The organism is Nitrospirota bacterium (genome assembly GCA_016207905.1).
Classification (GTDB): domain Bacteria; phylum Nitrospirota; class Thermodesulfovibrionia; order Thermodesulfovibrionales; family JdFR-86; genus JACQZC01.
The window spans coordinates 1-13967 of record JACQZC010000031.1 but is presented as its reverse complement, the minus strand read 5'-3'; the positions used below and the strand labels follow the sequence as shown (position 1 = coordinate 13967).

At 42.4% G+C, this 13967-nt stretch carries 15 protein-coding genes; all 15 read right to left on the bottom strand.

Going from position 1 to position 13967, the window contains the following annotated elements:
• Positions 1-530, bottom strand: a 530-nt coding sequence (locus HY805_03865) for a hypothetical protein (GenBank protein MBI4823352.1), incomplete at its 3' end; no start/stop codon positions are given.
• A gap of 6 nt (positions 531-536) precedes the next feature.
• A complete protein-coding gene (locus HY805_03860; GenBank protein MBI4823351.1) occupies positions 537-1676 on the bottom strand; it encodes a hypothetical protein in 1140 nt (379 codons plus the stop codon).
• Between the two features lie 174 nt (positions 1677-1850).
• Entirely contained in the window at positions 1851-2525 is a 675-nt protein-coding gene (locus tag HY805_03855; protein MBI4823350.1) for a Crp/Fnr family transcriptional regulator, read from the bottom strand.
• Positions 2526-2622: 97 nt separating this feature from the next.
• Positions 2623-2823: a hypothetical protein gene (locus HY805_03850; GenBank protein MBI4823349.1), complete on the bottom strand. Its 201-nt coding sequence runs from the start codon at positions 2821-2823 to the stop codon at positions 2623-2625.
• Positions 2824-2964: 141 nt separating this feature from the next.
• A complete protein-coding gene (locus HY805_03845; GenBank protein ID MBI4823348.1) occupies positions 2965-3222 on the bottom strand; it encodes a hypothetical protein in 258 nt (85 codons plus the stop codon).
• Positions 3219-3587, bottom strand: a complete 369-nt coding sequence (locus tag HY805_03840; protein MBI4823347.1) for a response regulator — start codon at positions 3585-3587, stop codon at positions 3219-3221. The genes HY805_03845 and HY805_03840 overlap by 4 nt, the downstream gene beginning before the upstream one ends.
• 199 nt (positions 3588-3786) lie before the next feature.
• Positions 3787-6126, bottom strand: coding sequence for a PAS domain-containing protein (locus tag HY805_03835; protein ID MBI4823346.1), 2340 nt, complete (start codon positions 6124-6126; stop codon positions 3787-3789).
• A 36-nt stretch (positions 6127-6162) separates the two neighbouring features.
• Positions 6163-7215, bottom strand: a complete 1053-nt coding sequence (locus HY805_03830) for a phosphotransferase (protein ID MBI4823345.1) — start codon at positions 7213-7215, stop codon at positions 6163-6165.
• A 19-nt stretch (positions 7216-7234) separates the two neighbouring features.
• Complete coding sequence (locus HY805_03825) at positions 7235-9487, bottom strand: hypothetical protein (GenBank protein MBI4823344.1); 2253 nt, start codon at positions 9485-9487, stop codon at positions 7235-7237.
• Positions 9480-10859 carry a tRNA lysidine(34) synthetase TilS gene (gene tilS / locus HY805_03820; protein ID MBI4823343.1) on the bottom strand — a complete coding sequence of 460 codons (1380 nt, stop codon included), beginning with the start codon at positions 10857-10859 and terminating at the stop codon, positions 9480-9482. The genes HY805_03825 and tilS overlap by 8 nt, the downstream gene beginning before the upstream one ends.
• Positions 10859-11680 (bottom strand): imidazole glycerol phosphate synthase subunit HisF, encoded by an 822-nt coding sequence (gene hisF, locus HY805_03815; GenBank protein ID MBI4823342.1) that lies wholly within the window; start codon positions 11678-11680, stop codon positions 10859-10861. The genes tilS and hisF overlap by 1 nt, the downstream gene beginning before the upstream one ends.
• Position 11681: 1 nt before the next feature.
• Complete coding sequence (hisA, locus tag HY805_03810; GenBank protein MBI4823341.1) at positions 11682-12404, bottom strand: 1-(5-phosphoribosyl)-5-[(5-phosphoribosylamino)methylideneamino]imidazole-4-carboxamide isomerase; 723 nt, start codon at positions 12402-12404, stop codon at positions 11682-11684.
• Between the two features lie 334 nt (positions 12405-12738).
• Complete coding sequence (locus HY805_03805) at positions 12739-12954, bottom strand: DUF2283 domain-containing protein (protein MBI4823340.1); 216 nt, start codon at positions 12952-12954, stop codon at positions 12739-12741.
• A gap of 9 nt (positions 12955-12963) precedes the next feature.
• Positions 12964-13218: a hypothetical protein gene (locus HY805_03800; GenBank protein MBI4823339.1), complete on the bottom strand. Its 255-nt coding sequence runs from the start codon at positions 13216-13218 to the stop codon at positions 12964-12966.
• Between the two features lie 10 nt (positions 13219-13228).
• Positions 13229-13681, bottom strand: a complete 453-nt coding sequence (locus HY805_03795) for an AAA family ATPase (GenBank protein MBI4823338.1) — start codon at positions 13679-13681, stop codon at positions 13229-13231.
• Positions 13682-13967: the final 286 nt, after the last annotated feature.

Below are 13967 nucleotides of genomic sequence, written 5' to 3'. Positions count from 1 at the left end.
ACGACAAACTGATTGCCATAAACATCTGCCACTATTCCATTTACAGTTACCCCTAACTCTCCTATGAAATTTTCTATTGTTCCAGTTACTATCACCTTTGGGCTTGATATTGTCTCTCCGGCAGATGGAGAAAGGACTGTGATGTTTAGCGGTGGTGCTACCACCTTAACTTTAATGAAGTTTCCACCCTGTCCTTTTAAGACTACTTTGATAGTGTTGGTTGATTGAAGGTTTATTGTCTTTATAGATGGATTACTCTTTCTCAGGTCTCTGGAGTCTAATACCTCTACACCATTAATGCTAACAGAGACATTTTTTACCTCATTAAGTCCATCTTGCCCGCTTTGAACCCAGAGCTGGTAAGTGGCAGGGTATGCCTTAAAGGTATCTGTGTAGGTAACAGGCTTGCCTTTGGGCTTGTCGTATTGCTTTGGCCCAAATATAACGAATTCTGATTGAGCTAAAGAAGAACCAGCATCTACTAAAGAGATGAGGAATAAGCTCAATATTATTGCTATACGTTTTAGCATTTTTTACTACTTCAGGTAATTTATTGTTATTGCATAAGGCGAAAAGCCTGTAACCTCGAGATTCCCTTTCTGCCCAATGCTATTGGCTAAATAGATGGTGTTTTCAGTGTAGCTGACTATGAACTCACCGAGCCCTTTTTCCTCCACAGACTTTACCCATGTGATATTCTGAAGGGAATCCTTTATCTCGAAATTAGTGCCTATATCGGTAATGCCTTTGACCTTGACCTCTATTCTTCTTGCCATGCCTTTTATATACTCGGAGACCTTATCCATAATGACAGGGATGAGCTTTTCTGCCAAATCCCTGTGCCCTTTGGCAGTGGCATCCTCCACATTGCCCGCCATGCCTTTGCCTTCCTTTTCGCCTGCCGAAAGGATAACCATCTTGCCTGTTTTTGGGTCTTTGACAACAATACGGTATGTTAGTCTTACAGTGACATTATTGAAAGGCATCAAGACTCCATATCCAACATCCTCGCCTTTCTTTGTAGAGACCGTATAGTCAACCTTTCCGATGAGGAGTATATTCGAGAGGAATTTGTACATGAGACTTCTTAATGTAAGGTAATTGCCGCTTTTGATTGCCTTTTCTATCTCCCCTGCCTCTACTGCCTCTGTTGGAGCAACATCGGTAACTGTATAGCCCTGCTCTGTTAGTTTGCCTATAAGGGTCTCTGAGAGGATGTTTGTCTCCTCATATTCGGCAACCTCAGCTTCACCAACAACCTTTGGTTTTCTTGCAGGAATAAACACTGCTATCGAACTATTCATGGAAAGCGAAGACATTGCCTGCATCGCCTTTGAGGGCTCCACACAGGCATTTACCTTCACCCAGAAAGTGTCGCCCCTGTTTTTTTCATCCAATGTTTTATGTGATGTAACGATACCCTTAATCTCTTTGCTTACTGCATCATCGACAAGTGCCATGTTCTGAACAACTGACTCTGCCTTGACCTCAACGCCAACCGTCTGTTCTATTGCAGACCACTTTGCCCTCGCAATTGCCTCTACCTTTGCAGATGGGATGTCATTGTTTACGATAACCGCCTCTCCTTCTGTATCTATACATCTGACCTCGCATAACCCCTCGGAAACCATGATAACAAAGATAAACAGAAAAACTAAAACTAATCTTTTCTTCATTTTACCCCCTGAGTGCCCCCTTTAATATATATAATATAAGTTAATAGTAATTATGTTTGACTAAATTTTGCCTCTATTTAGCCTCTTTGTCAACATTATTTTTAGAGCCCTATAGAGATAGTGCATCAAAAAACCCTTAAGGTCAAGGTAAAATTCACATTGGGATAGATGGCTTTAGACCATGAGACCTTTATCGGAGATGTCATCGGAGATAAGGATATAGCCCTCGGATTCTTTGATAATGCCTTTGGATGCGAATGTCTTCATGCACTTTGAAACTGCTTCTCTTGAGGCTCCGATTCGGCTTGCAAGGTCTTTATGAGTTAGCTTACTGACCCTTATAAAGCCTTTTTCTGCCTTGCCCTCATGTCTTCCTATTTCAATAAGCGACTTAAGAAGTCTTTCGCCAACTGCAAGAAATGCTAAAGACTCTATCATCTCATCTGCCTTTCTTAAGCGGTCTGCAAGCGTAACTATGAGCTCCACTGCAATCTTTGAGTCCTTAAGTAAAAGCTCAAGAAATACATCCCTCCTTAAAATGGCAAGCTCCGAAGCCTCCTCTGCCACTATGGTTGCCGACCTTCCCTTGGCATCTATGAGACTTAGCTCTCCAAAGAAATCCCCTTGCTCGAAATGGGAAAGCACAATCTCAGCACCCTCTTCGTCTATGCGCTCTGCCTTTAGCTTGCCTTGAAGCACGACATAGAGGTCTGTGCTCGGGCTGGTCATATGAAAGACCACATCGCCTTTCTTGAAGGAGACACTTCTACATCTAAGGGCAATTTCTTTAAGGTGGGATTCATTGAGATGATTGAATATCGGAATGTCTTTCAGGTACTTAATAAGCATGTTATACCTCCTGCATAGTATATGTAAATCAAATAGTTAAGGTCAATGACAAAACTGTGGGTCATTGCGAGCAACCGTAGGGAGCGTGGAAAGAAACTTAAGGCGCCTCTCCTTTCGTCTTTATATTGCCGATGGGCCAGACCTCGATTTTACCACCTGTCCAGACCCTGACAAAGTCAGCTGTCTCCCTTTTTGCCAGCACATATCTCTTGAATTTATGATGAAATACGCCCCAGTCAACAACAACGCCCTTCTGGTCACTGCTAAAATGCTTTACAATATCGCCTCGTTTTAGCAAATCAATTTTTCCCTTCCCACGCTTTCTGTCATTGCGTGTCCTGTCCTGAAAACTCATTTCGGTCAGGACGGAGCAACCTCATGGGGATTGCTCCAGGAGTATTAGTCCCACGCAATGACATTTCCTCAAAAAACCTGTCACCTAAAAAGTCAAAGCCGGAGTCCTATCCGTTTGCTCGGCATTTCGTTTTCCGGCAGATTCATCTTGCGAGTTTGTAAGCATCAGGACCTTCCATGCCAGATTCAGCAGTTTAGATTTTTCATTAGGCAAAAGTCCTGCCATCTGAGCGCATATGTGAAAACCCTCGCCTGTAAAAAACTCCATGCACTCTGCCCTATGCTGTTTATCCCACATGTCTTCAACCGACTGAAGTATTATTGCCTGTGCAAGTTTGTTCACCCCATGTCTCCCCCTGTCTTTTTCAAAAGGGTCTCTACTACCCCAAGAAGCATTTTACTATCATAAGGCTTCCGTATATAGCCTATCCCGAGCTCTGTAATGCCTGCCGTCTTCCACGGCGAAACAGCAGTCACAACGAGCACAGGCACTATGTGCCCTTCACCCCATGCCTTTTTGATAAACTCCTCACCGCTCATCTTAGGCATAATCAGGTCAACGAGCATCAAAGAGATATTGTTGTTCCTTAATACCTTCAATGCCTCCTCACCACAGTCTGCAGTAATCACCTTGTGGCCTGCAAGCCTCAAAAGCTCCCCAAGAGATTCCCTACAGTCTTTTTCATCGTCAATAACAAGAAGTGCCATTATTATTTTCTTTAAGAAAAAGCAATTTCCTTATAAGCAATTTCTTTGCCTGAATAAAAAACTATGAGATTAAAAAATCTAATCTTTAACTATTCCGAATAATTGCCAATTTATCTAAAGCTTTAATAGAAGTTTTCTTTGTAATCGGTGTGTCGGAAAATGGACAAATAGTCGGATTTTGGACAAATTTTCTGGTAAATTAAGCTTGATGTGGTAGGTGAATAAGGAACTGGGTGCCTGTGTTTTTATGGCTATGGCACCAGATATCGCCTTTAAGGGACTTAATTATGTTATATGAGGTATAAAGGCCAAGTCCTGTGCCTTTGCCCATTGGTTTTGTGCTGAAGTATGGCTCAAATATCATTGGGATGTGCTCCTTAGGAATGCCAGAGCCGTTATCAGTTACCACTATTGTTATGTCTTCCTGGTCTTTATAAGCCTCTACGGTTATCTCCGTTGCCTCTGCATCGATGGAATTTGTAAAAAGGTTCAGTAAGACCTCCTCTATAGCCTTTCTCTGTGTTTTTACTTTTGTCTCGGATGAGAATCCCGTATGAATAAGAATATTTTTCTTCTTTATCTCGGCTGAAAGAAATGTAATTATTTCCCTGATTATTTCTTCAAGGTCTATAACCTCAACCTGTCCTTTGGAAGGAGTAGAGAAGTTTAGAAATCCCTCAAGGACATTTTTTGACCTTCGAATGCCCTCCTCTACTTTAGCAATCATCTCTTTTGTATTTTCATCGCATGTCTCCTTAAGGATATGAAGATAATTAAGACTGTATGTCAAAGGGTTATTGACATTATGTGCGATTCCTGCGGTAAGCCTTCCTAATGCACCCATCTTGTCTGCCTGATGCAGATGCTCCCTTGATCTATATATCTCGGTTACATCTCTCATTATGTGAATACTTTCATTAATAACACCGTTACTCTTGTAGATGGGATGAACCGATATGGCAAGAACTTTGTTATCCTTTGTTTCCATAGTTGTGCTTGACTTATTTCGTGTAACCATGGTTTCCATCAAGGGACACTCTGGAGGCGGAATGCTCGTTCCGTGAAAGACCTCATAGCAGTATTTTCCCTGAACCTCATGCTCTTTTATGCCAAAATGTTTAACAAACGCAGGGTTAACCTTTTTAATCCTCCATTGGTTATCATGTATAGAAACAATGTCCGATATAGAGTTTACTGCTGTTTCCCATTCGAATTTCTCCTCCTCGACCCTGTCAAATTCACCTGACCTTTCAATGGCAATACCTAAGAGGCTGGAGATGGAATTAAGCAGTTTAATATTATCAGGATGTATCTCCCTTTTAAGGCGACTGCCAACACTCATGGTTCCTATAAGCACCTCTTTTGACCTCAAGGGAATGCTTATGAGGCATTTAAGCCCCAGTGACTTTGCAGTTTCTGTATAGACTTCGGAAACTTCGGATGCATTTTCAAACACCACCACATCCTTTTTCAAAGCCACCATGCCTGAGATGGATTCTCCAACTTTGACAGTCTGTATTTTCCCGATAAAAGCCTCCTCTATCCCTTTTGATGCTATAAGATTAAGAGCACTTCCTTTCAGCCGCCTCAGTGTGCCGACCTCAAAGCCAAACACGGTTTCCATCCAATGCATTGTCATATGAAATATCTCCTGCTGGGTCTTATTCTGATTCAATGCCTCGGCAAGACTATAAAGGATCGCAAGGTGCTGTCCCTTGAGTATTAGTTCTTCTTCCCTCTTTCTAAGCTTTTCGACCATCAGATTGAATGCATTGACAAGGTCTTCGACCTCGTCTCCTGTGATTGCCCTTGCTTTTTCCATTTGCCCGGCTGAAATTGCCTTTGCGGAATCAGAAAGCTCTTTTAAGGGCAAAACCATCAGCCGTGTGAATTCAAACAAAAGTATTAAAACAATTGCCCCTGCTATCAGAAATGCCAAAAGCACATTTAACAGGACATTATCTATCTGAATACTCTGCTCTGCAAAATGCCCTCTTAGGAATTCCTCGACCTCGTTGAACGATACACTGCCTACGATTATTATGCCAAGAAGAACAAGGGAGAAGACAAAAAGTAGGTTTTTATAAAACAAACTTTTCCTTTTTTTAGGACCATCCCGTTGCATATAGGGATATAGGGTCTTAAGCGTAAAAATGAACGAAGAAAGACATTGCAAAATCCCAACACTCAAGGCAAGAATCGAAATCTTGGCAACAGTAAGAAATGTGGCACCGTATGTGTACCTGAGATGAAATATTCCTGTGCCATAGAAAATCCCAACGCCAATGGCATTTAAGAATACTACCTTGTTTGGATAAGAGGCATCTGTCCTTAAAATCCTTAGTGGAATATATATGCCGAATATACTGCCTGTTACGGTAACACCCAAAAAAAACAAAACAACCGTGGATGATACCAGTTCCCATTGGAGGTTAAGACCGAAGAAGAAATAAAACAGAGGCAGTCCCCATTGGACAAGAAAGAGTATTATCGTATAGCCGATGAGGAGTCTCTTCCTGAGTGCTGACAGCTCACCCATATTAATTTTTACTACAAAACTATAGGTAAAGTCAATCTATAATTTGAGATAACACTGAACCTTATCCGGAATGAATCTCTTAGAGTCAAGCACATTTATTACAAACCTGAAGAGGAGCCTTCTTTGCTTTTGTGTAAGCTCAGGATAAAAAACAGGGTTTGCGACAACAGCACCCCTAAAAGCAAAAAACAGGGCAAGAACATCGAGAATCTCACTGTCGCCTGTAAGGCTTATGTATTTTTCAAAAAACAATCTAAATCCCTCCAGATATGCTCCTTTTATGGCATTAAAGTGCTTTATCGAGAAGAATATATAGTTTATGGCAAGTGCAGTTATGTCATCGGCAGGCTCGCCCCATTCACCTCTACTTCTGTCAAGTAAAACGAAATCCTTATGATTAGCCCACCAGATATTGCCGGGATGGAAATCTCCGTGTATCTGCGAAAGCCTTCTCCATCTATCTTTAAGTCTTGCCCGCCAGTCAATACACTTTTTCTCAATCTCAGCCATCCTCTTGCAACTTAAGACTCCATCTGGGTATGTGTCAAACACACCCATAAGGCATTCTCCATGACCTATAATATCTCTGAGTTTTCTAAGATAAAGGGTCCTTGAGCGTTTCTTCACAGAATGTATCTTTCTAAGATATTCTGCCATTAAGAGAATCTTTTTTTTATCCTCTTCATCGAGGCATTTCTTTTTCGAGAATTCCTTGAGGTCTTTGAAATACGATGTTCCTTCTGCCTGCTCCATAAGAAGAAAGTATTCCTTTCCGCCACCTATGGATTTAAGAATGCCTTTCTTACCGAGTGAGAGAACATCAAGGGCTTTTACATGCTTTAAAAGCCTTCCGTAATTGTTAAGTGCTAAAAGAAGCATTCCTGCCCTATCAGAAGGATAGTCATGACCAAGCCCTTCTGGCAGAATGCCCTTAAGAACATAGTTTTTTATGCCCTCTTTTGTCTTAAGGGAGATGAGAAAACCCCTTCCGTGAACACCCCTTCCTAATGGCTTAAACTCAATTAGCTTACATCCTTTTAGAATGCTTCCGAAGTATCTTTCGAGGGAATCCCTTTTTAATGCCTTCATATGAAGATTATAGAAGAAATCAGGAAGGGAGTGAAGAGGACTTTTTTACAAGAATCAGGCTTCCTGCCTTCACTGCCATGACCAGAAAAAGGGTTTTATTTATCCCCATCATTGGGATAAATAAAACAGCAGTCGTCAGTGCGCCAAAAAATGCACCGAACAGGTCTATTGCATAAAGCCCTCCTCCAACCCTGCTTACCTCGGTGTAAGAGCTGTCCATGAGCCTCACTGCCACAGGAAAACTTATCCCTGTGAGAAATCCAGAGGATATTATAAGGCAAAAGATTAGAGGTTGTAGTATCTCAGGCTTAAGCTCAAGCAGGATTAATATATATGTAAGAGATGTAATCAGCAATATCAGAGACTCGATTAATACGAGCTTTATCTTAACCATCTTCATGCCTGCAAATGCTCCCAGTGCCAACCCCAGCATGAATAAGGATGTCAGAAGTCCTATGTAGTGATAAACATAGCCATAGTAAATCTGAAATAACATGATAAGAAGAATGCTCTGGAGCATACTCCAAAGCCCTGTTGTGGCTATTGCATAGACGATGAAAAGCTGTCTTTTACTCCTCTGGATAACGGTTAAGATTAAAGTCAGACAGGCAACTAAGACAATGTAAAAGCCAAAGGGGATATTACTAAACATATCCATTATCCTGACCATATACGGAGAGAATTGAAGATTTAATGCCTGTTGGGCATCAAACACACCCAACGGATTAGTGTCTCCGTTGGGTGTTTCTTTCTGCTCGATAATGCTCCTTTCAAGCAGTATCGAGCTTATGCTATCCATCTTATATCTTATGTATTGTTCGTTAACAAGCCCTGCAGAGATTTTTCTCGAATTAAGCCTTTTAATAAGCATTTCATGCCCTATGGTCTCTATGCCTTTTGAATTCGAGGCAAGAAAGATATTTGGGTCACCCACAATTACCCTCACATGCGGAAATACCGCCTTTAAGGAGGCATAAAGCCTTCTGTTTAATTGTCTCATCTGTTTTGAAAGATATGCCTCTCCACCGGAAAGGGTTATGGAGAGTATTCCGTGCTCCTTAAGCCGAGCACTCACAAGCCTGAAGAACTCTACCGTGTAATTGCGGTTAAGCTGAAGTGTCGAGGGCATGGGCAGATTCACTGCTATAAGGTCATACATAGAGGAGGTCTTTCTTAAGAAGACTCTTCCTTCTAAATTGTAGGTGCTTACCGCAGGATGGTTAAGCTCGTATTCCGTGACTGGAGTTGGGAATCTCTTAAAGCTCTCTATTGTAAGCGGGTCTTGCTCTGTGTAGTGAATCCTTTTAACTGGATGTTTCAGTGTCTCTCTTATCAGTCCGCCTGCTCCACTGCCAATCAAAAGGACATCGTCTGGATTGTCATGGAAAAGCATTGGAAAATGCGATATCTCTTCTATATAACTTTCAGGCACAGGCGTTACTGCATACGGCGAGCCATTTGAAAAAAATGTATACTGGCCGTTTTTCTTTATAATTGCAATATTAGAGTATACGGAGTTTTTTGTCTCCTGAAGGTCATATTCATACCAGAGCATCTTGGATGTCGCCTCGTTTATCTTTTTGGGGACGGATAAAAAAAACGAGATGCTTATTAAGAGTATGAGTGCAGTTGCGGTGTTTCTGAGGACAGATGACTCACGGCTAAATGTAAGATAAAGAAAGACCGAAGAAAGACTTAAAAGGGCAATGCCAAATGAAAGCTCTATAGGGCTGAGTATCCCAATCAGATAAAGCGTAAGGGAAAGCCCTGAAAGGAATCCGCCTCCTCCCTCATAAAGATAGACATTCGAAGGAGCCTCTTTTTTGCTCGAAGATACCTGAATGATGTGGCATGCAAAGGGAAACAGCATACCGCTTAGCACAGAGACAGGTGCAGATGCCACTAACCCAACGACTGCCACATAGTGTATGCCTAAGACCTCTCCTATTGGGATTCCAAGAAGGTATCTGAATGAGCGGATAAAGGCAATGCTTAAAAGAGGGGAAAAACCAATGAGTATTTGTAAGACCGAAAACCATCTAAGTCCCCTCCTGATATGCACTGCTTTGTTTCGGAAATAATAACTTCCTCCTGCTGCAAGGATAAGCCAACTGCCTAAGATAATGCCTATGGTGAGTTCGCTTCCATGAAACACAACGAGGAGCTCTCTGATGACGAGAATCTGTGAGGCAGTTGCGATAAAGCCTATCAGAACAATAGCAAGCCTCAGGGAAAATAGGGTGCTGGTAACTCTCCGACTCAGATTAGCCACGCAGGTATTTTACTTTTAAGACTGTAAACCGTTTTGTCTCAGGGGTTGCCTTAAACCTGTCATCCTGCCTCATGCCCAAAACCCATATTATCTCCGAGCCCGATAGGACTATTGGAGTTTTATCCCTCTCGTCTTTTGGTAGCTTTTCATCCACAAAAAAATCCTGAATCTTTTTCCTTTTTCCAAAACCATAGGGGTAAAAGAAATCCCCTTTTTCCCTTGCCCTTATGCGAAGGGGAAATGACAGCTTATCTCCATCGAAAACTGCTACAGACCTTCCATCGAGCTTCTCCTTAAGTCCTTCCATAAGCTCTGCCTCAAGCACTACCCCTGCCTCTTTGAGCACAACCTCTCCCTGTGCCTGAAGCATATATGTGCCTAATCTTAAAGAAGGCTCTGATGTGAGCTTTAATGTGGAGTATTGTTTTATTGCCCTTACACCTTTTGGAAGATAAAGCCTGTTGCCATGCCTTCCTTTTTCTATGAGTCCAATAATATCTTCTATATGTGTAAAACCTATCTCTCTTAACCCTTTTGTCTCATCCACTGCCCTTCTCAGAGTCCTTCTCAGTATGACCCTGTCCATGGTCTCAAGAGGTGCAAGGAATAGCTCGATGGAGCTATGGTTTTTCCTGCTGATAAGTTTCATCATGGTCTTTGTAACGAGTGTCTCGAAATATCTGTCTTCCTCACGGAATATCTCTACTGTTTTCGAGATGGTCTCTCTGAGATTAGGGTTTAATTCTTCAAGCCGAGGGATAAGGGAATGCCTGATTTTGTTTCTGAGGTAATCGTCCTTCAGGTTCGAGGAATCCTCCGTGTAGGGGATCTTCTCTTTCTCGAGGAATCCCTCTATGTCTTTTCTTTGGGTCTCTATAAGTGGTCTGATGATATTGCCCCTTTTGGGTGGTATGGCTGAAAGCCCTTTTGGTCCCGAGCCTCTTAGAATCCTCATAAAAAATGTCTCTATCTGGTCATCCATGTTATGTCCGAGTGCGACCTTTGTGGCAGATATCTCATAGGAGACCAAATCGAAAAGCTCGTATCTGAGTTGTCTTCCTGATTCCTGCTTGCTCATGCCGTGCTCTTTTGCATGTGCCTTTACATCAGCAGACTTTATGGTCAATGGTATTTCCATGGACACTGTAAGGTCTTTTAGAAAGGCAATCTCTTTTTCCGTTTCATTTGGCCTTAATCCATGGTCTATATAAACTGCATGGAGTTTAATCCCAATCGCAGGGCTTAGTTTTTTAAGCAAAGTTAAAAGGCAAACCGAATCAGCTCCTCCTGAAAGCCCTATAAGAACCGTTTCGCCTCCTCGGAACATGGAGTGTTTTTCGATTGTTTCTTTTATCCTTTCGAGGAAGTCCATCAGAGTCTTATAGCCACGCCTTTTCCTCTGAGGTATTCCTTAGCCTCTTTTATGGAGTATTCCCTGTAGTGGAATATAGATGCGGCTAAAACTGCGTCTGCCCCTCCATCCGTAAGTCCCTCATAGAGGTGTTTGAGGGTTCCTGCACCGCCTGAGGCAATGACAGGTATAGAGACCGAGGATGAGACTGCTTTTGTAAGCACAATGTCATATCCGTCTTTTGTTCCATCCCTGTCCATGCTCGTAAGAAGGACTTCGCCTGCACCTAAGCTTTCCACATATACTGCCCATTTTATTGCATCGAGCCCCTTTGGTCTTCTTCCTCCATGTGTGTATACCTCCCATGACTGAGCATTAGGAAGAGGCATGAGGTCATGGTGGGACCTAAGCCATTCGGGAGCCTTGCCCTTAGCGCCATAACATCTTTTTGCATCTATTGCAACCACAATGCACTGACTGCCGAATCTCTCGGATGCCTGCCTTATGAAATCAGGGTTATTCACAGCGGCAGTGTTAATCGAGACCTTGTCAGAGCCTGCCCTGAGAAGCTCCCTTATGTCATCGAGGTCCCTTATCCCTCCTCCAACTGTAAGGGGCATGAAGACCTCTTCTGCCGTATGCATCACAACATCTATTATTATGTTCCGCTTTTCGTGGGATGCGGTTATGTCCAAGAATACAAGCTCATCAGCACCTTCGGCATCATAGAACTTTGCATTCTCGACCGGGTCCCCTGCATCCCTGAGATTAATGAAGCTTACTCCTTTGACAACCCTTCCGTCTTTTACATCGAGACATGGTATTATCCTCTTTGTAAGCATATTAAGAGCCTTCCGTTAATCTTATTGCCTCTTTTAAATCTAAGTTACCTTCATAGATTGCCTTTCCTGTAATAACCCCCCATAGCCCATTGACCTCCATGAGCTTTCTTATATCGTTTAGCGAGGAGACGCCGCCTGAGGCAATGACAGGTATCTCTACTGCGGAAACGATTTCTCTCACTGCTGAGATATTTGGACCTGTAAGCATGCCATCCCTCGAGATATCCGTATAGATTATACCTCCTGCGCCTAAAGATGCCATCCTGATTGCAACCTCAACTGCCCTTTTGGATGTAGCCTCAACCCATCCTTTAACAGCCACCATACCGTCCCTTGCATCTAAACCCACAAGCACATTCCCCGGGTAAGCCTTTGATGCCTCCTCAATGAGCGCAGGGTTTTCTATCGTAGATGTGCCAAGTATAACCCTTTCTATACCAAAAGAGATGAGCTCCTTTATTGTATTCAGGTCCCTAATTCCTCCGCCTACCTCAAGCTCCGCCTTAACAGCCTTTCTTATAGCTATTATGCTTTCGAGGTTCTTTTGAGAGCCTGTGAATGCGCCATCGAGGTCTACTATGTGAATGAGCTTTGCACCGAGGGACTCCCACCTAAGTGCAGTTGCCACAGGGTCATAGGAATATACGGTTACATCATCCTTTCTTCCCTGAATGAGCCTTACGCAATGCCCGTCTTTTAAATCTATCGCAGGTATTATAAGCATACATATTAATATAACAGATTCCCCAAATTTGCCGAAATGTTACTTATTAAAGGGTAATGTCAATCATTTTGTGTAAATTCCTTTAAGGGGTTCTTCCCTTTGGGGCTTTGCCCCAAACCCCACTTCTTTTCTTTAGCCTCCTTCGCTTCACTGAAATTTAACAAAGGGGGGAAGGGAATGCCGAAAAATAAATGAATTTAGATAAACTCCAAAAAGTTACCGAATTAGTGAGATAGAACACCTGTCCCTATTTGTTTGTCCCTGTATGACAATGCCCGGGCGGAGAGCTTTGATGAGGAGGGGATAGGTGGAGGGGGATGTGCATTTAGATGTTTTATTTTGACTGTAAGGCAAGGTCCTCAAGGGTTACTTTTTTAAAGACATCCTTTGTGCCAAATCTCTTTACTGCATCAAGTATCTCTATGCCTGCTATCTTGCCCTCTGAATCATAGTCAACCGCAATACCTTCAGCAACATGCTTTGTCGTCACTGTAGTCTCTATGAAACGGATATACAGGGCATCCACCTCTGAATCATAAGTTATCCTCATAGTATCCTCCTAAAAGTAATAGGTATAGACCGTTACTACAACTATCTCTGTGTCTTCATCTGCAAATATCGGTCTTACCTGCTTAACTTTATAATACTTCTTATTCCAAATATTTTCAAAGGCAAAGTCTTTTCTGCATTCAAGCCTGCCTAATTCAGCAGGCTGCCACTCAGATGTCCTGATGGCTTCAAAAACTTCTTCCTCGGTAGTACCCCTATAAAAAAGCTGTTCTTTAGCATGCCCTGATAGTCTTATTGGCTTCATCGCTTCCTCTCTATCTCAAGCCCCGGTGGCTGGGGGTTGGGCTAATGAGTTTGTCTGAGGGATAAATAAAATTATGAGGTTCAGTAGATGGTATAAGTCCTGCATCTCTTTCACCGATAGAGGGTATGTTCATTCTATAAGTCTGACTATAAGTCTGACCTTTATTTTTGTGTAACGTCCTTATGAACATGGTGGGCCCAGCTGTTCCCTCTACCTTGTTAATGTTAGGGTAATGAGTGTAATTAAACTCTTCGGACTTGATTTTAATTTCACAATTCTCTTCACCTTTCCGAATGTCATTAACACTAACTGAAGGGTGTTGCATTTGAAGAATTGATTTCAATATCAAGGATTTCCCAGCATTATTTTGACCAGTTAAGACATTAATACTTTTTGAAAACTCTATTCCGCCGGAATCCTTGAAACTTCCAAAATTAACCAGCCTGACAGTTTTTATCCACATAGCTTTTACAAATCCCTCAATCGCCTAAATAATATTTCTTTTCAATGCCTTATTGCAAGGGGTTAGTAAGACAGAAATAAGGAAGCTGAGATTCTGAAATGAATTCAGAATGACAGGCTGAATTCAGAATGACCCCTCACCCTCACCCTCTCCCGCAAGGGGAGAGGGGAAAAGATTGCTTCGGCAAAGCCTCGCAATGACAGAAAGGCGGATGGATTCTGGACAAGCCAGAATGACACCTTTGGGGTCGGAATGACAAAGGCTCGTCAGGGCGAAACTACTTCTT

Excerpts from the sequence above, each read along its gene's own strand:
- HY805_03860 (MBI4823351.1), bottom strand. The coding sequence starts at position 1,676 with ATGAAGAAAAGATTAGTTTTAGTTTTTCTGTTTATCTTTGTTATCATG.
- HY805_03855 (MBI4823350.1), bottom strand. The coding sequence starts at position 2,525 with ATGCTTATTAAGTACCTGAAAGACATTCCGATATTCAATCATCTCAAT.
- HY805_03840 (MBI4823347.1), bottom strand. The coding sequence starts at position 3,587 with ATGGCACTTCTTGTTATTGACGATGAAAAAGACTGTAGGGAATCTCTT.
- HY805_03835 (MBI4823346.1), bottom strand. The coding sequence starts at position 6,126 with ATGGGTGAGCTGTCAGCACTCAGGAAGAGACTCCTCATCGGCTATACG.
- HY805_03830 (MBI4823345.1), bottom strand. The coding sequence starts at position 7,215 with ATGAAGGCATTAAAAAGGGATTCCCTCGAAAGATACTTCGGAAGCATT.
- tilS (MBI4823343.1), bottom strand. The coding sequence starts at position 10,859 with ATGGACTTCCTCGAAAGGATAAAAGAAACAATCGAAAAACACTCCATG.
- hisF (MBI4823342.1), bottom strand. The coding sequence starts at position 11,680 with ATGCTTACAAAGAGGATAATACCATGTCTCGATGTAAAAGACGGAAGG.
- hisA (MBI4823341.1), bottom strand. The coding sequence starts at position 12,404 with ATGCTTATAATACCTGCGATAGATTTAAAAGACGGGCATTGCGTAAGG.
- HY805_03805 (MBI4823340.1), bottom strand. The coding sequence starts at position 12,954 with ATGAGGATAACTTATGATTCAGAGGTGGATGCCCTGTATATCCGTTTC.
- HY805_03800 (MBI4823339.1), bottom strand. The coding sequence starts at position 13,218 with ATGAAGCCAATAAGACTATCAGGGCATGCTAAAGAACAGCTTTTTTAT.
- HY805_03795 (MBI4823338.1), bottom strand. The coding sequence starts at position 13,681 with ATGTGGATAAAAACTGTCAGGCTGGTTAATTTTGGAAGTTTCAAGGAT.